Source organism: Mycolicibacterium sp. XJ2546, assembly GCF_053483195.1.
This window is the reverse complement of record NZ_JBEFRW010000003.1, coordinates 68,157-90,303: the sequence shown is the minus strand read 5'-3', so window position 1 is coordinate 90,303 and position 22,147 is coordinate 68,157. Positions and strand designations below refer to the sequence as shown.

The 22,147-nt window shown below is 66.1% G+C and carries 19 protein-coding genes and 3 pseudogenes; 8 read left to right on the top strand and 14 right to left on the bottom strand.

The annotated features are described in order from the left end of the window. Positions 1 to 6: 6 nt before the first annotated feature. From nrdE to ABQE44_RS06745, 6 genes and pseudogenes are all read right to left on the bottom strand, one after another. Positions 7 to 1,623, bottom strand: a pseudogene (gene nrdE, locus ABQE44_RS06770) (class 1b ribonucleoside-diphosphate reductase subunit alpha); the annotation flags it as partial. 258 nt (positions 1,624 to 1,881) lie between these two features. Then, positions 1,882 to 2,838, bottom strand: a pseudogene (locus ABQE44_RS06765) (LAGLIDADG family homing endonuclease); the annotation flags it as partial. 6 nt (positions 2,839 to 2,844) lie between these two features. Beyond that, positions 2,845 to 3,354: pseudogene (locus tag ABQE44_RS06760) on the bottom strand (ribonucleotide reductase N-terminal alpha domain-containing protein); the annotation flags it as partial. Positions 3,355 to 3,389: 35 nt separating this feature from the next. After that, positions 3,390 to 3,860, bottom strand: coding sequence for a class Ib ribonucleoside-diphosphate reductase assembly flavoprotein NrdI (gene nrdI / locus ABQE44_RS06755; protein ID WP_448428861.1), 471 nt, complete (start codon positions 3,858 to 3,860; stop codon positions 3,390 to 3,392). A gap of 65 nt (positions 3,861 to 3,925) precedes the next feature. Next, positions 3,926 to 4,177: a redoxin NrdH gene (locus ABQE44_RS06750; protein WP_448390678.1), complete on the bottom strand. Its 252-nt coding sequence runs from the start codon at positions 4,175 to 4,177 to the stop codon at positions 3,926 to 3,928. A gap of 460 nt (positions 4,178 to 4,637) precedes the next feature. Continuing rightward, entirely contained in the window at positions 4,638 to 5,192 is a 555-nt protein-coding gene (locus ABQE44_RS06745) for an NAD(P)H-dependent oxidoreductase (protein WP_448428859.1), read from the bottom strand. Positions 5,193 to 5,280: 88 nt separating this feature from the next. Here ABQE44_RS06745 and ABQE44_RS06740 point away from each other — a divergent pair, with 88 nt between their 5' ends. After that, entirely contained in the window at positions 5,281 to 5,889 is a 609-nt protein-coding gene (locus ABQE44_RS06740) for a TetR/AcrR family transcriptional regulator (RefSeq protein ID WP_448428857.1), read from the top strand. Continuing rightward, entirely contained in the window at positions 5,886 to 6,935 is a 1,050-nt protein-coding gene (locus ABQE44_RS06735; protein WP_448428855.1) for a DNA polymerase IV, read from the top strand. Before ABQE44_RS06740 ends, ABQE44_RS06735 begins: the two co-directional genes overlap by 4 nt. A gap of 29 nt (positions 6,936 to 6,964) precedes the next feature. Here the strand turns inward: ABQE44_RS06735 and ABQE44_RS06730 are convergent, their stop codons facing one another. Then, on the bottom strand, positions 6,965 to 8,473 hold the full coding sequence (locus tag ABQE44_RS06730; protein ID WP_448428853.1) for an MFS transporter: 1,509 nt from the start codon (positions 8,471 to 8,473) through the stop codon (positions 6,965 to 6,967). A 273-nt stretch (positions 8,474 to 8,746) separates the two neighbouring features. Between ABQE44_RS06730 and ABQE44_RS06725 the strand changes: the two genes are divergently transcribed. Together ABQE44_RS06725 and ABQE44_RS06720 are read left to right on the top strand one after the other, a co-directional pair. Then, positions 8,747 to 9,301 (top strand): TetR/AcrR family transcriptional regulator, encoded by a 555-nt coding sequence (locus ABQE44_RS06725; protein WP_448428851.1) that lies wholly within the window; start codon positions 8,747 to 8,749, stop codon positions 9,299 to 9,301. 3 nt (positions 9,302 to 9,304) lie between these two features. Beyond that, entirely contained in the window at positions 9,305 to 10,495 is a 1,191-nt protein-coding gene (locus ABQE44_RS06720; RefSeq protein ID WP_448428849.1) for an AAA family ATPase, read from the top strand. Here ABQE44_RS06720 and ABQE44_RS06715 read toward each other — a convergent pair. Beyond that, positions 10,492 to 11,355, bottom strand: coding sequence for an SDR family oxidoreductase (locus tag ABQE44_RS06715; protein WP_448428847.1), 864 nt, complete (start codon positions 11,353 to 11,355; stop codon positions 10,492 to 10,494). The genes ABQE44_RS06720 and ABQE44_RS06715 overlap by 4 nt on opposite strands. A 14-nt stretch (positions 11,356 to 11,369) precedes the next feature. Further along, the gene (locus tag ABQE44_RS06710) at positions 11,370 to 12,011 is read right to left on the bottom strand and encodes a TetR/AcrR family transcriptional regulator (RefSeq protein ID WP_448390622.1); all 642 of its coding nucleotides are present in this window, start codon (positions 12,009 to 12,011) and stop codon (positions 11,370 to 11,372) included. Between the two features lie 118 nt (positions 12,012 to 12,129). Between ABQE44_RS06710 and ABQE44_RS06705 the strand changes: the two genes are divergently transcribed. Beyond that, positions 12,130 to 13,608 (top strand): cytochrome P450, encoded by a 1,479-nt coding sequence (locus tag ABQE44_RS06705; protein ID WP_448428845.1) that lies wholly within the window; start codon positions 12,130 to 12,132, stop codon positions 13,606 to 13,608. Between the two features lie 74 nt (positions 13,609 to 13,682). On the opposite strand, the gene ABQE44_RS06700 is transcribed toward ABQE44_RS06705, so the two are convergent. Continuing rightward, positions 13,683 to 14,171 carry a 2-isopropylmalate synthase gene (locus tag ABQE44_RS06700; RefSeq protein WP_448390620.1) on the bottom strand — a complete coding sequence of 163 codons (489 nt, stop codon included), beginning with the start codon at positions 14,169 to 14,171 and terminating at the stop codon, positions 13,683 to 13,685. A 224-nt stretch (positions 14,172 to 14,395) separates the two neighbouring features. Between ABQE44_RS06700 and ABQE44_RS06695 the strand changes: the two genes are divergently transcribed. Then, a complete protein-coding gene (locus ABQE44_RS06695; protein ID WP_448428843.1) occupies positions 14,396 to 15,151 on the top strand; it encodes a sulfite exporter TauE/SafE family protein in 756 nt (251 codons plus the stop codon). Positions 15,152 to 15,158: 7 nt separating this feature from the next. On the opposite strand, the gene ABQE44_RS06690 is transcribed toward ABQE44_RS06695, so the two are convergent. Next, positions 15,159 to 16,223 carry a phosphotransferase family protein gene (locus ABQE44_RS06690; protein ID WP_448390618.1) on the bottom strand — a complete coding sequence of 355 codons (1,065 nt, stop codon included), beginning with the start codon at positions 16,221 to 16,223 and terminating at the stop codon, positions 15,159 to 15,161. Positions 16,224 to 16,235: 12 nt separating this feature from the next. Beyond that, a complete protein-coding gene (locus ABQE44_RS06685; RefSeq protein ID WP_448391345.1) occupies positions 16,236 to 17,063 on the bottom strand; it encodes a class I SAM-dependent methyltransferase in 828 nt (275 codons plus the stop codon). A gap of 122 nt (positions 17,064 to 17,185) precedes the next feature. On the opposite strand from ABQE44_RS06685, the gene ABQE44_RS06680 reads away from it, so the two are divergent. After that, complete coding sequence (locus ABQE44_RS06680) at positions 17,186 to 17,860, top strand: winged helix-turn-helix transcriptional regulator (protein WP_448390617.1); 675 nt, start codon at positions 17,186 to 17,188, stop codon at positions 17,858 to 17,860. Between the two features lie 4 nt (positions 17,861 to 17,864). On the opposite strand, the gene poxB is transcribed toward ABQE44_RS06680, so the two are convergent. Next, complete coding sequence (gene poxB / locus ABQE44_RS06675) at positions 17,865 to 19,601, bottom strand: ubiquinone-dependent pyruvate dehydrogenase (RefSeq protein ID WP_448428841.1); 1,737 nt, start codon at positions 19,599 to 19,601, stop codon at positions 17,865 to 17,867. A 71-nt stretch (positions 19,602 to 19,672) separates the two neighbouring features. Then, the gene (locus ABQE44_RS06670; protein ID WP_448408677.1) at positions 19,673 to 20,440 is read right to left on the bottom strand and encodes an SDR family NAD(P)-dependent oxidoreductase; all 768 of its coding nucleotides are present in this window, start codon (positions 20,438 to 20,440) and stop codon (positions 19,673 to 19,675) included. Positions 20,441 to 20,540: 100 nt separating this feature from the next. Here ABQE44_RS06670 and ABQE44_RS06665 point away from each other — a divergent pair, with 100 nt between their 5' ends. Continuing rightward, positions 20,541 to 22,076, top strand: coding sequence for a molybdopterin-dependent oxidoreductase (locus tag ABQE44_RS06665; RefSeq protein WP_448390614.1), 1,536 nt, complete (start codon positions 20,541 to 20,543; stop codon positions 22,074 to 22,076). Positions 22,077 to 22,147: the final 71 nt, after the last annotated feature.

The window sequence follows — 22,147 nt, the reverse complement described above, 5'->3', positions numbered from 1 at the left end:
GGCGCCCTACAACATGCAGCTGACGCAGCCCTCCACCTCGGTGCCTTCCAACGCCATCTGGCGCAACCGGATGTAGTACAGCGTCTTGATGCCCTTGCGCCAGGCGTAGATCTGGGCCTTGTTGACATCACGCGTGGTGGCGGTGTCCTTGAAGAACAACGTCAACGACAGGCCCTGGTCGACGTGCTGGGTGGCCGCGGCGTAGGTGTCGATGACCTTCTCGTAGCCGATTTCGTAGGCGTCCTGGAAGTACTCCAGGTTGTCGTTGGTCATGTACGGCGCCGGGTAGTACACCCGCCCGATCTTGCCTTCCTTGCGGATCTCGACCTTGCTGGCGATCGGGTGGATCGACGACGTCGAGTGGTTGATGTAGGAGATTGACCCCGTCGGCGGTACCGCCTGCAGGTTCTGGTTGTAGATGCCGTGCTTTTGCACCGACTCCTTGAGCCGCAGCCAGTCATCCTGGTTCGGAATGCGGATGCCCGCATCGTCGAACAATGCACGCACCTTGGCGGTCTTGGGCTCCCACACCTGCTCGGTGTACTTGTCGAAGAACTCGCCCGAGGCGTACTTGGAGCGCTCGAATCCCTTGAACGCCGAGCCCCGTTCGATCGCGATCCGGTTCGACGCCCGCAGCGCGTGATACAGCACGCAGTAGAAGTAGATGTTGGTGAAATCGATGCCCTCTTCGGAGCCGTAGAAGATCCGCTCGCGCGCCAGGTACCCGTGCAGGTTCATCTGCCCCAGCCCGATCGCGTGCGAGTCGTTGTTGCCCTGCTCGATCGACGGCACCGAGTAGATGTGGGTCTGATCAGACACCGCGGTCAACGCCCGGATCGCCACCTCGACGCTCTGCGCGAAGTCCGGCGAGTCCATCGCCTTGGCGATGTTCAGCGACCCCAGGTTGCACGAAATGTCCTTGCCCACATGGGCGTAGCTCAGGTCGTCGTTGAACAGCGACGGTGTGGAGACCTGCAGGATCTCCGAGCACAGGTTCGAGTGGGTGATCTTGCCGTCGATCGGGTTCGACCGGTTCACGGTGTCCTCGAACATGACGTACGGATAGCCCGACTCGAACTGCAACTCGGCCAGCGTCTGGAAGAACTCGCGCGCCTTGATCTTGGTCTTGCGGATCCGCGCGTCGTCGAGCATCTCGTAGTACTTCTCGGTGACGTTGATGTCGGCGAACGGCAGGCCGTAGACGCGCTCGACGTCGTACGGCGAGAACAGGTACATGTCCTCGTTCTTCTTGGCCAACTCGAACGTGATGTCGGGAATCACCACACCCAGCGACAGCGTCTTGATGCGGATCTTCTCGTCGGCGTTCTCGCGCTTGGTGTCCAGGAACCGGTAGATGTCGGGATGGTGGGCGTGCAGATACACCGCACCCGCACCCTGACGCGCACCCAGCTGGTTGGCGTAGGAGAACGAGTCCTCCAGCAGCTTCATGATGGGGATGACGCCCGAGGACTGGTTCTCGATGTTCTTGATCGGCGCGCCGTGCTCACGAATGTTGCTCAGCAGCAACGCGACCCCGCCGCCGCGCTTGGACAGCTGCAGTGCCGAGTTGATCGAGCGACCGATGGACTCCATGTTGTCCTCGATGCGAAGCAAAAAGCAATTGTGTACGACCGTGCCATGAATCGTGTAGGTATGCGTGCCCTCGACGTGAAGGTTGTAGACCTTCTCTGGGACATCCTGCGTATGCTTTAGTTCCCGAACGCCGTACACATGCCGCCCGTGCACGACCTGGTACGTGGTGCGCGACGTACCCTTCGCGCCGACGTAGTTGTGCAGGTTCTTCCCGACATCGAAAATGAACTCTTCGTTGGCGCCGGGCAAACCGGGAACGAATACCTGTCCTGTCACATTGCCTGACCGATTGACGTACTGGCGAACCCTGGACACGATTCCCAGGCGGCGCAGAAGAAGCTGCACCTGGTCAATCAGTTCCGGATTCACGAGGTCGAGCACCACACCACCGTTGGTGCTGCACCCATCCCCGCGGAACAAGCCCGCCAGAAGTCCACGCTGGAACTCCTCGTCGGCTGTCAATACGTCGTGGGACAACCGCTTGCAGTGGTATCCCGTACCGACCATGGAAAGGAACAGCGATGCAACGACTTTGCTGTTACAGATCATGCGCACCGACTGGTCCGAGACACTTTGGTGAACGGCGAGCTCCGCTGCGAACACCCGCTTGAAAGCGGCCGCCAACTCCTGCTGGTATTCGAGTTCGTGAGTACCTATCGTGAAATGAATGCCGTTGGGCGACTTAACGCCATCTGGACCCGACCGCTTGGAGACATGTCCTTCAGCGACGTACCAGCCCAAGATCAAGCCTAAGTCGTAGGACTCCTCGACATATCGGTTCACCGATACGAATCCGATCCGGTGACGCTGCTTGTTGCGGTGCTTCTTATCGCAGTTCACCTTGCGGATCAGCCCGTCGACCTCTTCGTACTCACCTGAGCCGACGTGTTCCATCAGGTCATAGACCCGCGGCTTGCGTCGCTCCAGCGGCGCCGCCGTGACGATGAAGTCGCTGGGATGAACGTCTTTGGCGGCCAGCCACACGAATCCGTTGAACGGATCGGCGCCATCACCGTCGATGAGTGTCTGCACGTCCCGCGTGGTCCAAACCAGGATCGGATGCTCGGGCGTGCAGTGGATGGGCTCTTTGTGTCCGAAGTGCGATATCGACACCAGCGCTTGATCGTTGGGATTTTCGACAACCGACTCGACCACGGAAAAGGATCCGTCGTGGGAGAGCACCCGGTCGCCGGCCTGCAGCGTCTCGATCGCTTTGGGTCCGTCGGGAGTATCCACCGGGGTCCCTGCCGGGAAGCACGAAACTGGCTCTCCCCGTTGCTTTTTGCCCGAGTTGAGAAACGTCGGGGTGGCCGGCTGGAATCGGCCGTCCATGATCTCGTCGACCAGTTGCTCGGCCAGCTTGGTGTCGCCGGCCGCCAGCGTGAGCGACACCATCACCACGCGGTCCTCGAAGCGCTCCAGGTAGCGCTTGCCGTCGAACGTTTTCAGCGTGTAGCTGGTGTAGTACTTGAACGCGCCGACGAACGTCGGGAACCGGAATTTCTTCGCATACGCACGGTCGAGCAGCGTCTTGACGAAGTTGCGCGAGTACTGGTCGAGCACCTCACGCTCGTAGTAGTTCTGCTGGATCAGATAGTCGAGCTTCTCGTCGATGTCGTGGAAGAACACCGTGTTCTGGTTGACGTGCTCGCGGAAGAACTGATGCGCGGCTTCCCGATCCTTGTCGAACTGGATCTTTCCGTCGGCGTCGTACAGATTCAGCATCGCGTTGAGCGCGTGGTAATCCGTTTCGCCGGGCAGCGTATGGCCACCGCCGGTGGTGGTGGTCGCGGCGGTTACAGGCTCTGCATCTGTGACGGTTGGTGGCACGTCTGGTCCTTCCAAAAGTCTTCCAAGCCCGCACGAACGGCTTGCACGTCGTCGGGAGTTCCCATGAGTTCAAAGCGGTAGAGGTACGGCACGCCGCACTTGCGGGACACCACGTTGCCCGCGTAAGCAAATTCCGCGCCGAAGTTGTTGTTACCCGCGGCGATGACGCCGCGGAGCAACGACCGGTTGTGTTCGTTGTTCAAGAACGCGATGACCTGTTTGGGGACATAGCCACCGTCGTTGATGTCCGGTGTGGCGCGCCCACCGCCGTAGGTGGGCAGCACCAGCACATAAGGTTCGTCGACCTCGATGCGTCCGTGCAGCGGGATCCGGATGGCCGGCAGCCCCAGCTTCGCGACGAAGCGGTGGGTGTTTTCCGACACGCTGGAGAAGTAGACGAGGTTGCTCGCCGCCGGTTGAACCGGCAATCCAGCCATGTCGACTCCTTCCTGATGTCTTCGGCTATCCGATTCCGCTAAGTGTTGCGCCGCGGATGCGGCCGCTATGCCGTTACCGCGACCGCGCCTGCCAGCGCCTTGATGCGATCGGGCCGAAAGCCCGACCAGTGCTCGTTACCGGCCACCACGACCGGCGCCTGCAGGTAGCCCAGCGCCATCACGTAGTCACGGGCCTCGGTGTCGAGGCTGATGTCGACCGTCTCGTAGGCGATACCCTGCTTGTCGAGCGCCTTGTACGTGGCGTTGCACTGCACGCAGGCGGGTTTGGTGTACACGGTGATCGATGGCTGGCTCATCTTCGGTACGGCTCCTCTACAACTGTCACTGCACTGAGACTGGCAACTCGTCGGTTACTACATCCCGCTCTACTTCAGCGGCCCGAAGACCTCCGAAATTCCTGGCTGCCGGTACTCCCTCTTCGGAGGGTCGGAAACCGACCGCGCCGGATTCGGGGGCTCCGGCTGACCCTGAAGCGGTACACGTACCGCGGTGGCCTGTCGGTCCTCGAAACACTACACCTAGTGTCCGACATTGCGAAGGGATACCAGATGTTCTGAATAACATTCCTGAAATTCGCAGGTCGTAAGCCTTCCGGTCCGACACTCCCGGCGTGTCGCACATCACACCGTCGGGTGTCGCGCCCGACACCGCTCGGCTTACCATCCCGCGCCGACAAAACCTGGCTGCCCGACCGGGCGCATACCCGTGCCAGCAAACTAATCCGCGACCTCGTTGTAGGCCACCGGCCGACGCCGGTTAACCGACCTCGGCGACCAACTTGCCGACGACGTCGCGCAGGTTGGCGGCCATTTCGGCGTTCTCGCGGGGATGCTTACCGTCGAAAACGGTGCTCTGCACCGACAGCTGCAGATCCTCGACCACCCGCGGGCCAGCGACCCCGAAGGATTTGCGTGTCTCGTCGTGCGCCCACACGCCGCCGTAGCGACCCAGCGCGGCGCCGATCACGGCTAACGGCTTGGCCTGGAGCCCACCGGCGCCGAACGGCCGGGAGAGCCAGTCGATCGCGTTCTTGAGCACGCCCGGGATGGAGCCGTTGTACTCGGGCGTGACGACCAGGGCCGCGTCGGCTTCGGCGGCCGCCTGACGCAGCGCCGCAACCGGTTCGGCAACGCCTCCGTGCTCGGCGTCGTTGTCGATGTCCTCGTTGTAGAAGGGCAACTCCCCAAGTCGGTCGAAGAGCCGCAGCGTCACCCCGGCGGGAGCGGTTTCGGCCGCCAACTCGGCCAGCTGGCGGTTGATGGAGCCCGCCCGCAAGCTGCCCACCAGCACCAGTACGTTGATGTCCACCATTTCGCGTTCCTTTTCGGTCTGTTTGACACTCTCTCACCGAAGAACCGGACTGTAGTCCGATTAATTCCGGCTGCCCTAGACTCGTGTGATGACCGCGCCTCGCCCCCTCACCGAGCTGCCGGTCACCGACCAAGAGCCTCAAGAGCGAGGCGACGCCGCGCGCAACCGCATGCTGCTTCTCGACGCCGCACGTCGCCTGATCGCCGAACGCGGCGCCGACGCGGTCAGCACCGATGACATCGCCGCGGCCGCCGGCGTCGGCAAAGGCACGCTGTTTCGCCGGTTCGGCAGCCGGGCGGGCCTGATGATCGTGCTGCTCGACGAGGACGAGAAGGTCGCACAGGAGGCATTCCTGTTCGGCCCTCCCCCGCTAGGACCCGGCGCGCCGCCGCTGGACCGGCTGCTGGCCTACGGGCGTAGCCGACTCGAGTTCGTCCACACCCACCACGCCCTGATGGCCGACGCCAATCGCGATCCGCGGACGCGGTTCAGCCCGCCGGCCACGCTGCATCACCGCCACATCCGCGTGCTGCTCGAAGACGCGGGCACTTCTGGAGACCTCGACGCGCAGGCTGCCGCGCTGCTCGCGCTGCACGACGCCGACTATGTGCACCACCACCTCACCGAGCGCGGCGCGACGTTGCAGAGCCTCGGCGATGCGTGGGAGACGGTGGCGCGCAAACTGTGCGGGCAATGACGCGCTGGGTCCTGCACGTCGATCTCGACCAGTTCCAGGCCGCCGTCGAAGTACGGCGACGCCCCGAACTCGACGGCCTGCCGATCATCATCGGCGGCAACGGTATTCCCGACGAGCCCCGCAAGGTTGTCACGTGCGCGTCGTATCCGGCGCGCGAGTTCGGGGTGCACGCGGGCATGCCGCTGCGCACCGCGGCCCGAAAGTGCCCGGATGCGACGTTCTTGCCGTTGGACACCGACGCCTACGACACAGCCTCCGAGGAAGTGATGGGGCTGCTGCGCGACTTCGGACATCCGGTGGAGGTGTGGGGTTGGGATGAGGCGTATGTCGGGGCCGAACTCACCGCCGTGGCCGACGCCGTCGAGCTGGCCGAACGGATCCGCGAGGTCATCGCCTCCGAGACGGGCCTGTCGTGTTCGGTCGGCCTCAGCGACAACAAGCAGCGGGCCAAGGTCGCCACGGGGTTCGGCAAGCCGGCGGGTGTTTTCGTGCTGACCGACGCGAACTGGATGGCGGTGATGGGTGACCGCGAGGTCGACGCGTTGTGGGGCGTCGGGCCCAAGACCGCCAAAAGGCTTGCCACGATGGGCATCACCACCGTCGCCGATCTGGCCGCCACCGACGCCACCACGCTGACATCGACGTTCGGCCCCACGACCGGCCTGTGGATCCTGTTGTTGGCCAAGGGCGGTGGCGACACCGACGTCAGCGCAACGCCGTGGGTACCCCGATCACGCAGCCACGTCGTCACCTTCCCCACCGATCTCACCGACCGCGGTGAGATGGACGCCGCCGTCGTCGACCTGGCGCGGCAGACGCTGACCGAGGTCGTCGAGCAGAACCGCGTCGTGACCCGGGTGGCGGTGACGGTGCGCACCAAGACCTTCTACACCAGGACCAAGATCCGCAAGCTGCCCGCGCCGACCATCGATGCGCACATCGTCACGGCGACGGCACTTGAGCTGCTCGGCCAGTTCGAGTTGGACCGGCCGGTGCGGCTGTTGGGTGTGCGACTGGAACTGGCGCCGCCCGAAGGCGGGTACTGATCGAACATGTTGCGCACCATCATCCGCGGCTACAGCGCGGGCTCCCTACGTAACACCCATCGGTTTCGGATCAGTGCGGTCGCGGGCACCGCCGCCAGCGCCATCACGGTGCCCGCCATGAAGATGTAGAGGTAGACGCCGGCCGCGGTGCTCACTGCGGCGTCTCCGCCAGAGTGCCCGCCCGCTCGAGTGGCCCTGAGGATCTCGCCGCCGGCGACATTGAAGATCACCGAGCCCAGAGCGAGCACGACCGAGACCAGACCGGCGGTCGTACCCTGCCTCTCCGGCGCTTCGAGGCTCGTCGCCAGGTTGTAGCCGGAGGCACCGATCGCCCCGGCGGCCATACCGAGCACACCTCCGCAGACGACGGCGAGCGGGACAACTGACACGCCCGCCAACATGGCGAACGTCCCCCCTATCCCGAGTGCCACGCCGCCGAGCAGCGTCAGTTCAGGGCCAAAACGCCCGGCGATCCAGCCGGCGCCGACACCACCGATCACGATGCCGAAGTTGGGAGCGGCGAGCAGCATGGCGACCGCCTCTCCGCTGCCGAGCCCGTAGCCGAGCCCGAGGTTGGGTGGCACCTGCGCGACGAGACTGGTCAGTTGCAGCATGCTCCTGAAGGCGCCCGCGGCCAATCCCAAAGCCAGCAGCGTCAACAGGATTGGCCGGGTCAGGCCACGGATGTCGATGATCGGTTCATCGACGCGAAGCGTCCTGAACGCCCAGCAGCTCAACGCACCGCAACCGACGACCAGCAGCGCGGGCGTGCCCCCGGACAACCACCCGACGTCTCGTCCGAGACTGGCGTACGCCAAGACCGCGCCGAGTCCGCCGCCGAGCAGAAGCGCGCCGGCGACGTCGACGCGTCCGGCGCCGCAGATCGGGGACTCCGGAATGAAGGTGCGGACACACAGCGCGGCCGTCGCGGCGAGCAGCGCCGCCACGAGGAACACTCCTCGAAAACCGAACGCGTGGATCACCGGCTCCATCAGGAAGGGCTCGACGACTCCGACGATCGCCGAGCCTGAGGTTAAGAGCCCGACCAGAGTCATCGCCGTGCGGGGAGAGCAGATCTGGCGAACGAGGGTCACTGTGAGGAAAACCGCGCCGAAGGCGGCACCTTGGAGAAAACGTCCCACGAGGAAGATCCAGACGGTGGGGGCAGCAAGGCAGATCAGCGCCCCGGCGCACGCCAATAGCAGGGTGGCGATCAAGATTCGGCGTTTGCCGAAGACGTCGGAACTTTTGGCGAGCAGTGGCGACCAGATGGCTCCGGCCAGCATGGCGCTGGCGTTCAACCAAGCGGCCTGGTCGGTGTCGAAATGATCGAGCAGTTGCGGCAGCACCATCATGGGCGAACCGACCACGACATCGGCAAGAACGTTGGCGCCGACCAGGACTATCGTCCACAGCAATAGCCGCCCACTCCACTTGTGTTCCCGCGACACCGAGGCTGGCGCATCTGCGCTGTCGTTCAAGAGCGGTCCTTCCAATGGTCGGTCGCGCAGGACTCCATCGACATCGCGCTCCGGCAACCGAACGGCAGCTCCCAAATGGCTTGTGCGGTGCAAGAACCGGCTACGGCCCCTGAAGGTGACGGTCTTTCGTCGCGGCGAACCGCCGATCTAAGGAACTCTAAATCGACAAATCGTCGCTTTAGTTGCACACTAGACGTAACCACGCTTGCACCGCAACATCGAACTTGACGAGAATCGACACCCGACGCGCACAAAGACAGGGGCAGAAGAATGGTCCACGGCACCGCGGCCGGGTCGTCGGGCCGACGCCCTGGCGGTCGTAACGCCCGCGTGCGCGATCAGATTCTCAGCGCGACAGCCGAACTCGTCGCGCGCCACGGAATTGCCGGTTTTCGCTACGAGGAAGTCGCCGAGCTCGCCGGCGTACACAGGACCAGCGTGTACCGCAACTGGCCCGACCGCGAGAAGCTGGTCGCGGCCGCACTGCTGCAATACGCCGAGCAACTCGCATCCATCACCGACAGCGGTGACCTCCGCAATGATCTGGTGGGCTACCTGATGGGAATCGCATCTGGCCTGCAGACCCCGTTCGGCCGAGCACTCGAACAAGCAATGAAGCTCACCGAGGACAACCCTGCCGTCCGACAGACTGTGACCATGATCCTGAAGGAGCGGGGAGCTGCCTTACAACATCGGGTAGACCTCGCCGAGGACCGTGGTGAGCTGCCAGCAGTTGACAGCGTTTTCCTCGGCGAGATGATGGCCGGTCCAGTACGCCTCATCATCAACCGCGGCACCCGCACGTTTACTCGCAAGGACGCGGAGCGCATCGTCGACGTGGTGCTTGCCGGGATCCGTGCCACCGCACCGCCGGGCGGGTACTGACCCATGTTGCAGACCGTTGCGATTCGCGGCTACCGGTCCCTGCGCGACATCGTGTTGCCGCTTGCCCCGCTCACCGTGGTCACCGGCGCCAACGGCACCGGCAAGTCGTCGCTGTACCGTGCGCTTCGGCTGCTGGCCGACTGCGGGCGCGGCGAGGTGATCGGCTCGCTGGCCCGTGAGGGTGGGCTGGAGTCGGTGCTGTGGGCCGGTCCCGAGCAACTGGGCGCCGCACGGCGAACCGGCCGCGTCGAGGGCACCACCCGAACCGGTCCCGTCTCGCTTGAACTCGGATTCGCCTCAGACGATTTCGGTTACCTGGTCGACCTCGGGTTGCCCCAGATGGCCGGGAACAACTCACTGTTCGCGCGGGACCCGGAGATCAAACGCGAGGCGGTGTTCGTCGGCCCGGTGATGCGTACCGCCTCGACTCTGGTGCGTCGCACCCGTGACTACGCCGAGGCGCGCGCGGAATCGGGTCGGGGTTTCGACAAGCTGTCGCAGGCGCTGCCGCCGTACCGCAGTGTGCTCGCCGAGTACGCCCATCCCGGCGCGCATCCCGAACTCGCCGCGGTACGAGACCGCCTGCGGGACTGGCGGTTCTACGACGGTTTCCGGGTGGACTCGGCCGCACCGTCGCGCCGGCGCCAGGTCGGCACCCGCACGCCCGTGCTGTCCGACGACGGTGCCGATCTGGCCGCGGCCATCCAGACCGCCATCGAGGCCGGTTTCGACGATCTGCAGCGTGCCGTCGCGGAGGCGTTCGAAGGAGCCACCGTGTCGGTGGCAGTGCACGACGGCCTGTTCGACCTTCAGCTACACCAACAGGGTATGCTGCGACCGCTGCGCGCCGCCGAATTATCCGACGGCACACTGCGGTTCCTGCTGTGGGCCGCCGCCCTGTCGAGCCCACGACCGCCCTCGTTGATGGTGCTCAACGAACCGGAGACCTCGCTGCACCCCGAGTTGGTGCGCCCGCTGGCGACGTTGATCCGCGCGGCGGCAACCACCACCCAGGTCGTCGTCGTCACCCACTCGAAGGCGCTGCTGGAGTTCCTGGACACTGTGCCCGTCGGCGAGGCGGACGAGAACACCGGCGCCGCAGTGGAGATCGGGCTGTACAAGGATCTCGGCGAAACCCGTGTCGACGGTCTGGGACTGCTGACCGCACCGCCGTGGGACTGGGGCAACCGCTAGCGGCGCCGCGCGTCAGGGCGCAACGCCCGGGTGAACAGGACATTGGCCTGACGCATCGCGACGCTGTAGGGCCACCACGCGACCCGCTTGAACAGATAGAGCGCCCGGATGTCGGCTGAGGTGTAGATCAGAAAGCGGTTGCGGCGCACGCCCTTGACGATCTTGTCGGCAGCGTGTTCCGGTGACACCGCGTGCCCGCTGAACCTATCTGTCCACTTCTTGACGCGTGGATCTTCGCGGTCCACGCCGGCAATCTGAACCGTCTGCACCAGAGGCGTTTTCACCGCTCCCGGCACTACCACCGACACCCCGATGCGGTGGCGGGCGAGGTCGAACCGCAACACCTCGGACATGCCGCGCAGCCCGTATTTGCTTGCGCTGTAGGCCGCGTGCCACGGCAACGCCACCAGCCCGGCCGCCGACGACACGTTGACCAGATGCCCGCCCTGGCCCGCCGCGACCATCGGCGGAACGAACTCCTCGATGACGTGAATCGGGCCCATCAGGTTGATGTCGACCATCGACTTCCAGTGCTGATGCGTCAGGGTCGACACGGTCCCCCACGCCGACACCCCGGCGATGTTCATCACGACGTCCATCGCGGGATGCTCGGCGTGGATATCGGCGGCGAAGGCTGCCACCGCGTCGTAGTCGGAGATATCCAAGGCCCGGTACTGGGCCACGTGGCCGCCCAGCGCCTTCGCGTCGACGACAGTGGTCTCCAGGCCCTCGGCGTCACGGTCGGTGAGGAAAAGCTCGGCGCCCTCGGCGGCCAGTTTCAACGCCGTCGCACGGCCGATGCCGCTGGCGGCCCCGGTCAGAAAACAACGCTTACCGGTGAAACCGCCTCGCTGCGCCATGGCGGTGAGAATACCTACCCGTCGCGCTGGTTCTCGCGCAGGTCCGACCCGCCCCACAGCCCGTACAGCCACAACCGCTCGACGATCTCGATGGCCCGCGCGGGATCGCGCCCGCGGCCGATGAACGCGCTGTCGTGGGTGAGCGTCATCGTCGTCGTCGCCGCCAGCGTGCGCACCAGGGCGGGCAGATCGTCGGAAATGGGGCGCGCGTCGGCGTCCTGCTCGACCAGGCTGACGATCTTGTCGATGATGCCGTCGGCGAAATCGTCCATCATTTCCCGGATCTGCGCGTCGGTGTTTCTGGCCACCGCGCAGGCGTGCATGATCGGGTCATTGGTCGCATAGACCGCCGCCGCGCTGCCGACCATCCGCTTGGCGTAATCCGACAGGGTCTCGCCCGGCTCGCGGGGCGCGAAGTTGTGCGTGAGCTTGTCGAGTTCTTCGCCGGCGTCGGCCAGAATCACCGCCAGCACCGCGTACTTGGAGTCGAAGTAGAAGTAGAAGCCGGATCTGGCCACTCCGGCGCGTTCGCTGATGGTGCTCACCGACAGGTCGGCGAACGACCGCTCCTGAAGCAGTTCGCGCACCGCGCGCACGATCGCATCGCGCTGACGATCACCGCGGCTCCGACGTGTCTCCTTCACTTCAGCCGTCATGGCTTAAGACCTTTTCATCGCGACGCACCTATGCCCAAACTTGACAGGCGTCAAGAGAGAATACCAGGATGGGAGTCAGGTGACATCCACCACAGCTTGCCGTTTTCAGGAGTGTCCGATGCCGACCATCAGCACCAAGGATTACCTTATCGACCAGGCGAAACGCCGGTTTACCCCGACGTTGAACAACCTGCCGCTCGGTCCTCTCGAGCGGCGGCTGAACAACCGGGAGTGGCCGCAGTTCGTGTTGGCGGAGCCGCCGGCGGGCAGCGGGCTCAAACCGGTCATGGGTGATTCAGGCCTGCCGATCTTGGGGCACATGATCGAGGCATTCCGCGGCGGACCGGACTACGTGCTGCAGGTTTACCGCAAATACGGCCCGGTGCACTACGCCCACTCCCCGGCCCTCGCATCGGTGTCGGCGTTGGGGCCCGACGCCACCCAGGCCGTGTTCTCCAACAAGAACAAGGACTACTCGCAGAAGGGCTGGCATCCGGTCATCGGCCCGTTCTTCAACCGCGGCCTGATGATGCTCGACTTCGAAGAGCACATGTTCCACCGCCGGATCATGCAGGAGGCGTTCACTCGCACCCGGTTGACCGGCTACGTCGAACACATCGACAAGGTGGCGTCAAAGGTGGTCGCCGAGGACTGGGTGGCCAACGACGCGCGGTTCCTGCTGCATCCGGCGCTGAAGGAACTCACCCTCGACATTGCCTCGGTGGTGTTCATGGGCCATGAGCCCGGCACCGACCAGGAACTGGTCACCAAGGTCAACGAGGCGTTCACCATCACCACCCGCGCCGGCGGCGCGATCATCCGCACCAGTGTTCCGCCATTCAAGTGGTGGCGCGGGCTGCGCGCCCGCAAGGTGCTCGAGGACTACTTCGAGGAGCGAGTCAAGGAGCGCCGCCACGCCGGGGGCACCGACATGCTCTCCGTGCTGTGCCATGCCGAGGATGAGGACGGCAACAGCTTCACCGACGAAGACATCGTCAACCACATGATCTTCTTGATGATGGCCGCCCACGACACATCGACATCGACGTTGACCACGATGGGCTACCACCTCGCCGCCAACCCCGACTGGCAGGAGCGCTGCCGCGACGAGTCGGCTCGGCTGGGTGACGGGCCGCTGGACATCGAGGCGCTGGAGAAGCTGGAAACCCTCGACCTGGTAATCAACGAATCGCTGCGGCTGGTTACCCCGCTGCCGTTCAACGTGCGCCAGACCGTGCGCGACACCGATCTGCTGGGTCACTACATTCCGGCCGGCACCAACGTCGTGACGTGGCCGGGAATGAACCACCGGCTGCCGGAGCTGTGGACGAACCCCGAGAAGTTCGATCCCGACCGGTTCGCCGAACCTCGCGCGGAGCACAAGAAGCACCGTTATGCGTTCGCCCCGTTCGGCGGCGGTGCGCACAAGTGCATCGGCATGGTGTTCGGTCAGCTCGAGATCAAGACCGTGATGCACCGGCTGCTGCGCAAGTACCGCCTCGAGCTGCCGCGGCCGGGCTACAAGCCGCGCTACGACTACGCCGGTATGCCCATGCCGATGGACGGTATGCCGATCGTGTTGCGCCCGCTGAGCTAGGCACTACTGCCGAGAAACTGCATTTCAGCGGCGAAAGTACGAGTAACGCCGTGCAAGAAAGCAGCTCGCGCGAATCAGGCCGTGATCAGCCGGTTGGCGCAGGCGATCACCGCGTCGAGCGCCGACCGGGTCGGGTCGTCCGACAGGCCCATCGCCCACTCGGAGCGCGCGCCGTCGGAACCCCGGATGAACGTCGCCGTGCGCTCACCGGCAGGCACCTGGTGAAACGCGGTGGTCTCGACCGCGATGCCAAGGTCGTCGTACAGCATCGCCGTCAAGGCGGCCACCGGACCTGACGCCGCCGCCGACGACGTGCTGATCCGCTCACCGATGGCCAGGGTCGCCTGGTAGGACCGGGCCTGCGGGCCCAGCCGCGTCGCGCGACGGTGGCCGTCGGCGCAGGACCAGGTGCGCAACTGCAGCGGGCCGGAGTTGGGCGCGTACTCGCTGACAAATGATTCATACGACATTGCATCGGCCTCCTCACGTAGGCCGCGAGGCAACGGGATATGGAAGGGCGCCGCCCCGGTGAAGGTGGGTCGTGTGGTGACTGCAAGGGACATGTGCCGGTCTTCTGCTTAAAGGAGTGACCGACGTAGTAGCAGCTTCGACCCACAGCGAGGGGTCGGTCGCGATCAGACCCCGCTGCGGGTTACTACTACGAGTCGCCTTGGCACGGTGCCGATGCTAGCCGCTCGGCGAGCGGGTGTGCAATTGCTTTTTCCTGCGGGCGCGTCGGGGCTTGCAATGTGCCCGCAGCGCGCGCAGGACGTAACGTGAGCCGCCGATGAACTGGGCGTTGCTATTCGCGGCGGGTGTGATCGGCGGGCTCACCGGCAGCATCGCGGGACTCGCGTCGGTAGCCACGTACCCGGCGTTACTCGTCGCGGGGTTACCGCCCGTCACCGCCAACGTCACCAACACGGTGGCGTTGGTGTTCAACGGCGTCGGCTCGGTGCTCGGCTCCCGACCCGAGCTTCGCGGCCAGGGCCGGTGGTTGTTGCGGATGATGCCGCTGGCCGCGCTCGCCGGCGCGATGGGCGCGCTGCTACTGCTGTCGACGCCGCCAGGGAGCTTCGAGCAGTTGGTGCCGGTGCTGTTGGGGGTGGCGTCGCTGGCGATCTTGCTTCCGCGGAGCAGCAACGCAGACGTGGCGACCGCGAAGGGGCGCCGTCGTACCGCGAGGACGGCTTTCGAAGCCGGGGCGATTTTCCTGATCGCTATCTACGGCGGCTACTTCGGCGCGGCCGCCGGCGTGCTACTGCTGGCGCTGCTGTTGCGTATCGGCCACACGACGCTCGCGCGCGCCAACGCGAGCAAAAACTTCCTGCTCGGCATTGCCAACGTCGTCGCCGCGGCGGTGTTCGCGCTTATCGCACCGGTGCAGTGGTGGGCCGTGGTGCCACTCGGACTCGGCTGCCTCATCGGCTCACGTCTGGGACCCATCGTGGTCCGCCACACCCCCGCCGGTCCGATGCGGGTGTTGATCGGCGTGGCCGGTCTGGCGGTGACGGTCCAGCTCGCCCTCGACACCTACGGCTGAGAACGTGTCAGATCCCGAACGGGCTGTCGCCCTTGGCGACTCGAGTGCCGATGTCGATCAGGTTCTGCGCGTTGGCGTGCAAGCGCTCCCCCGCGTCCCTGCTGGCCTGGCCGACCAGGAATCGCGACCACGTACCTTCGATCACGATCCCGAGCTTGAAGCACGCCATCGCGACATACCAGTCCAGCCTTGAGGTTTCGCGGCCTCCGGCACCGAGATAGGCATCCAGCAGTTCACGCCGGCTTGCGAGCCCGCCGAGGTCGGCCAGTGCTGCGCCCGCGGTGATCGTGTTGGTCTCCAGCGGCCAACAGATCAGCATCCAACCGAGGTCGAGCAGCGGGTCGCCGATCGTGCACATCTCCCAGTCGACGAACGCCGCCAGTTCCGGCTTCTCCCGGCGCAGCATCACATTGCTCAAATGCGGGTCGCCGTGCAGGATTCCGGGTTGCCCGTCGGGTGGGCGGTTGGTCTCCAGCCATTCGGCCAGCTCGGTGACGGCCAGCGAGGCGGGGTCGTACCGGTCGTGACGGTAGCTTTCCAGCAGCCGCAAGAACTGCGGAACCTGGCGCTCCAGAAAGGAACCCGGCCGTTTGAGTTCGGCGAGCGGACTGCCTTCCCATGACACGTTGCCGAGTTGGGCCAGGCTGGCCGCGTAGGACAGGCCGACCTGGTGGCGCATGCCCGGATCGCGCACGTAGGCCTCATCGACCTCGCTGCCGGGGTTAAACCCGTCGACCTCTTCCATCAAGTAGAAGACCACCCCGAGCACCTCGAGGTCGTCGCATCCGGCGATGAACCCCGGGTGCGGGACGTCGGTTCCGGCCAGGGTGCGCAGCGCCGCGATCTCGCGCAGCATCGTCTTGTCGCTTGTCGGCCGCGGGTGAAGAGGCGGCCGCCGCAACACCATCGGCCGCCCGTCCACCCGGATCCGTACGACGATGTTCTGGGTGCCGCCGGTCAGCGGTTCGACGTCGGTGACGGTCGAGCCCAGGCGTTGTTCTCGCACCCAGCGCTGCAGCGCCTTCTGGTCGTCTGCGGACAGGGTGGGTAGCTGCGGTGCGGCATCGGACATACCGCCATGGTGTCAGGCTCTGCGCGCGGTCAGCAGCAGGTACTCCCAATCCATCGTGGAACCGCCCCGCAAGAAGCCGTCGCCGAGGCGGGCCAGGTCGGCGTCGAGTTCGGCGACCCGGTCCGGATCGGCCTCGATGTTGCGGTACGCCGCGATCGTCGGCCCGTACATCGACCTGAAGTAGTCGCGGAATGCGGCGCCGTTCCCGAAGTGCCCGACGCTCAGCGTGCGTCGTTCGGTAACGACGTCGGTGACGCGGTCGCCGAGCAAGGTGCGGACATGGTCCGCACTGCCCCACAGCGGCGGCGGTTGAGCGCCGGGCGGCGGCGCCGCGACGTAGGGCTTCATGGTGGCGAACAGCTCACCGATCTGGCCTTCCGGAGTCCAGCTCAGCAGCGCGACCCGGCCGCCCGGTCTGCACACCCGCACCAGTTCGTCGGCCGCACGTTGGTGAAACGGCGCGAACATCACCCCGATACAAGACATCACTACATCGAATTCGGCGTCACCGAAAGGTAATTCGTGTGCGTCGGCCTCGCGCCATTCAAGCGTGACACCGCGCTCGACAGCCCGCTGACTGCCGTGCTCGAGCAGTTCCGGACACAGGTCGCTGGCGACGACGCTGGCGCCCGCGAGCGCAGCCGGGATGGCCGCGTTGCCGGTGCCCGCAGCGATGTCGAGCACACGGTCGCCGGGGCCGATCCCGGCAGCCTGCACCAGGATGGGACCCAGCGGTGAGACGATCTCGGCCGCGAGCTTCGGATAGTCGCCGGAGGCCCACATGACCCGGTGTTTGGCGGCGATCTGGCCGTCGTCGACGGCGGTGGCGGAGTCCTTCATCGCAGTTCCTTCCTGCTCGGTGCGGATATCGTCGCGCACGCCAATCACCGCATTCCAGTTCCAAATCTGTACCCGCCCTGGTTCGATATCTGTACTGCGCGTTGCGGCCCGGAGGTACGCACATGCCCGGATACGGCCAGTTCTGTCCCGTCGCCAAGGCGATGGAGCTGCTCGACGAACGATGGACCATGCTCGTCGTGCGTGAGCTGCTGCTCGGCAGCCGCCACTTCAACGATCTGCGTCGCGGAGTGCCGAAGATGTCACCGGCACTGTTGTCCAAGCGGCTGAAGTCGCTGGCACGGGCCGGCGTGGTGGAACGCGCCGACGTCGACGGCCGCACCACCTACACGCTCACCGCATGCGGTAAGGAACTCGCCGAGGTGGTCGACGCGCTCGGCGCGTGGGGCGTGCGGTGGATCGGCGAACTCGGCGAGGAGGACCTCGACCCGCACCTGCTGATGTGGGATATCCGGCGCACCATCCCGATCGCCGAATGGCCTCGCAAACGGACGACGTTGGCGTTTCGGCTGACCGAGGTGGCGCCGAAAGCCGCGCGGTGGTGGCTGGTGGTCGCCGACGGGCAGGCCGATGTGTGCGATTTCGATCCCGGCTACGAGGTGGCCGGCACCGTCGAAACGAGCCTGCGAACGCTCACCCGGATCTGGCGCGGCGACGTGACGTGGCAACACGCGCTGCTCGACGGCAGCGTCGCGGTGTCCGGGCCGGCCGAGGTGCGCCGCTCGGTTCCGACGTGGATCGGCCAGTCGCTGCTGTCGGCGGTACCCCGGCCGGCGTGAGCGTTCAGTCCAGGATGCGGCGCGCCACGTTGGTGGTGACCAGATCGAGAAGTTCGTCGGCCCGCCCGGCCATGATCGTTCGAATCGCGTACAGCGAGAAGCCTTTGGCTTGTTCGACGGTGATGGCCGGCGGGATCGACAGCACCTGGCGGGCGGTCACCACATCGATCACGGCGGGCCCGTCGACGGCGAACGCGTCGACGAGGGCCTGATGCAGATCGCCCGGTTGCTCGACGCGCATGCCGAAGATGCCCATCGCCTGCGCGACGGCGGCGAAGTCTGGGTTGACGAGGTCGGTGCCGAAGTTGACGATTCCGGCGGCTTTCATTTCGAGCTCAACGAAATTCAGCGACGAGTTGTTGAAGACGATCACCTTGACCGGCAGCTGGTTCTGGATCAGGGTGACCAGCTCACCGAACAGCATCGTCAGCCCGCCGTCACCGGCCAGCGCGACGACCTGCCGGTCGGGCTGTGCGGTCTGCGCACCGATCGCGTGCGGTAGCGCGCAGGCCATCGTGCCGTGGTTGAACGAGCCGATCAGCCGGCGCCGGCCGTTCATCGTGAGGTAGCGCGACGCCCACACCACCGGTGAGCCGACGTCGACGGTGAACACCGCGTCGTCGGCGGCAAGCTGATCAGTGAGGCCCGCAACGTATTCCGGTCGGATGGGGGTGCGGTCGCGGTCGTTGACGGCCAGCTCGTCCATCGACTTGCGGGTCTTGCGGTAGTGACGCAGCGAACGGTCGAGGTGGTCACGGTCGGTCTTGGGCCGCAGCAGCGGAAGCAGCGCGGCGACCGTGTCGGCGACGGTACCCACCAACCCGAGATCGATCGGCGTGCGCCGGCCGAGGTGGCGGCCGCGGATGTCGACTTGGATGACCTTCGCGTCGTCGGGATAGAACTGCGGATAAGGGAAGTCGGTGCCCAGCATCAGCAACGCGTCGGCCTCTTTGATGGCTTTGTAGCCGGAAGCGAACCCGAGCAGGCCCGTCATGCCGACGTCGAACGGGTTGTCGTACTCGATGAACTCCTTGCCGCGCAACGCATGTACAACCGGCGCGTTGAGGGTGCCGGCCAGCTCGATCAGCGCGTCATGCGCGCCGGCCACCCCGGCGCCGCCCAGGATCGTTACGGCGCGCGCGTCGTTGAGGATGGCGGCGGCGCGCCGCAGCGACTCGTCGTCGGGGCGCACGACCGAGCGCGTCGCGGTGATCGGCCGCGCGTTCCAGGCCGACGCGTCGGCGCGTTGCAGGAAGATCTCCCCTGGGATGACCACCACCGCTACCCCGCTGTCCTCGACGGCGGCCCGCATCGCCATCTCGAGGATTCGCGGCGCCATCTCCGGGGTGCTGATGAGTTCGCAGTAGACGCTGCACTCGCGGAACAGTTCCTGCGGATGGGTCTCCTGGAAGTAGTCCGAACCGATTTCGGTGCGCGGTATGTGCGCGGCGATCGCGAGCACGGGCACCCGGCTGCGTTGCGCGTCGAACAGGCCGTTGATCAGATGCAGGTTGCCGGGGCCGCAACTGCCGGCGCAGACCGCCAGCCCGCCGGTGAGTGCCGCGTCGGCGGCCGCCGCGAAAGCCGCGGTCTCTTCGTGGCGGACATGTTCCCAGCTGATCTCGCCCGATCGGCGGATCGCGTCGGTGAACCCGTTGAGGCTGTCGCCGGGCAGCCCGTACACGCGGCGCACGCCGCTGACCCGCAGAGCGTCGATGAGGTGTTCGGCGACGGTCGCCACCCGCTCACCCTAGTGCGATTTCGGCGCGCTTACGCACCCTCACGGGGCATAAGCGCGCCGAAATCACGGACTTACTTGGGGGCGAAGCGCTGGCCGGCGTCCAGGCGCAGGCACTGGCCGTTGAGCATCGGGTTCTCGACGATCGCGGCCACCAGCTTCGCGTATTCCTCGGGCTTGCCGAGCCGCTTGGGAAACGCCGCATCCTTGGTCAGCGCCTTGGCGAACTCGTCGGGTATGCCCTCGGTCAGGCCGGTCGCGAACAGGCTCGGGGCGATCGCGAGCGCGCGGATGCCCAGGCTGCCCATGTCACGCGCCATCGTCAGGCACATGCCGGCGATAGCGGCCTTGGACGCCGTGTAGGCCACCTGCCCGATCTGGCCCTCGAACGCGGCGATCGAGGCGGTGTTGATGATGACGCCGCGCTCTTCTTTCTCGTCGTCGACCGGCTCCTGCTTGCTCATCTGCCAGCCCGCCAACCTGCTGATGTTGAAGGTGCCGATGAGGTTGAGGTCCACGCTCTTGCGGAAGGTCTCCAGGCTGTGCGGGCCGTCCTTCTTGACGGTGCGCTCGGCCGCGCCGCCACCGGCGGTGGTCACGATGATGTGCAGCCCGCCGAGCTCGTCGATCGCCTGCTGCAGCACCTTCTCGGTGCCCTCGAAGTCGGTGACGTCGACCTCGAAGAAGGAGCCGCCGATCGCGTCGGCAACTTCCTTGCCTTTGGACTGCGGGCGGTCCAGCACTGCCACGCTCGCGCCGCGCTTGGCCAGCAATTCGGCGGTCGCCTTGCCGAAACCGGACGCCCCCCCGACGATGATGGCCTTCTTGCCCTCGATCTCCATCTAGCCGCCTTTCCAAAATTTCGTCGAATCGTAAAGCAACTTAGCCGACGGCCTCGTCCGGTCGGCGGTTCGGGTCCGTTCGGGGCAGTACCTTGGCACCATGGCCGTACCCGCCCGGGAAACGCGGATGCTGGCGGGTCTTGCCGCCGCGGCGGTAGCGCTGGGCGTGACGCAACTGCTGGCCGTCGCGTTCGGCCCGCAGGCCGACGCGCGCACCGCCGTCGGCTCGGTGGTCATCGACCTGACACCGGGCCCGGTCAAAGAATGGGCGATCGCGACGTTCGGCATGGCCGACAAGCTCTTCCTCACCGTGGCGGTGTTGGGGGCGATCGCGCTCATCGCCGCGTTGACGGCGGCGCTGGAGACGCGCCGGGTCCCGGTGGGAAGCATCGCGATCGTGCTGGGCGGCACCGCGGGGTGCGCGGCAGTGTTGTCGCGCGCGGGTGCGACGCTCGCCGACGTCGTGCCCACGCTGGTCGGGACCGCGTGTGGCGTGGCCGTGCTGCGCCTGCTCGTCTCCGGGCGCGTCACGGACCCGCCGCCCGAGGACCGGGCCGAGCCCGGCAGGCGATTGTCGCTGCTGGCGCTCGGGTTGATGACGGCGGGCGCGGCCACCGGGGTGGTTGGTGTGGTGCTGTCGCGGCTGACGTCGTCGGTGGCGTCGGACCGCGACGCGTTCGCGCTGCCGCGTCCTGACGTCGCCGCGCCACCGGCCGACCCCGCTGTGCAGCCTAAAGACGTTGGCCTGACGTCGTTTATCACCGGCAACGACGAGTTCTACCGGATCGACACCGCCTTGACGGTGCCGCAGCTCAGCCGCGGGGACTGGCAGCTTCGGATTCACGGCATGGTCGACCGCGAAATCACCTACCGTTTCGAGGATCTCGAACGTTTCGAGACCGTCGAGAAGCTCGTGACGTTGACGTGTGTGTCCAACCCGGTCGGCGGCGACCTCATCGGCAACGCCGCGTGGATCGGCTACCGGGTGCGGGATCTGTTGGCCGGGGCGGGGATTCACGCGGACGCCGACATGGTGCTGTCAATGTCGGTCGACGGGTTCACCGCGGGCACGCCCGTCGAGGCGCTCACCGGGGACGCCGAGGCGTTGTTGGCGGTCGGGATGAACGGCGAGCCGCTACCCACCGAACACGGATATCCCGCCCGCCTCGTCGTGCCCGGCCTCTACGGCTACGTGTCGGCCACCAAATGGGTCGTCGACCTCGAGGTCACCCGGTTCGACCGCGCCGAGGCGTACTGGACCAAGCTGGGTTGGTCGGCGCGCGGACCCATCAAGACCCAGTCGCGCATCGACGTGCCCCGCAGCGGAGCGGCCGTCGCGGCAGGCCCGGTGACGTTCGGCGGCGTCGCGTGGGCGCAACCCCGTGGCGTGCGCGGCGTCGAGGTCCGCATCGACGGCCCCGACGGCACCGGCGACTGGCGACCGGCCGACCTCGGCGCGAGCTACTCCGCCGACACCTGGCGGCTCTGGAGCTTTGCGTGGCAAGGCGAACCCGGTCCGCACACGATCACCGTGCGGGCCATCGACAACACCGGCGCGGTGCAGACCGCGGACGTGGCCCCTCCGGTGCCCGACGGCGCGTCCGGCTGGCATGCGGTGTCGTTCACCGTCACCTAGACCACCCCGCAGTTCCGGCGAGGGCGGCACGCCGAGAACTGACCCGAGTTCACGCACGCTCGCGCGGTGGT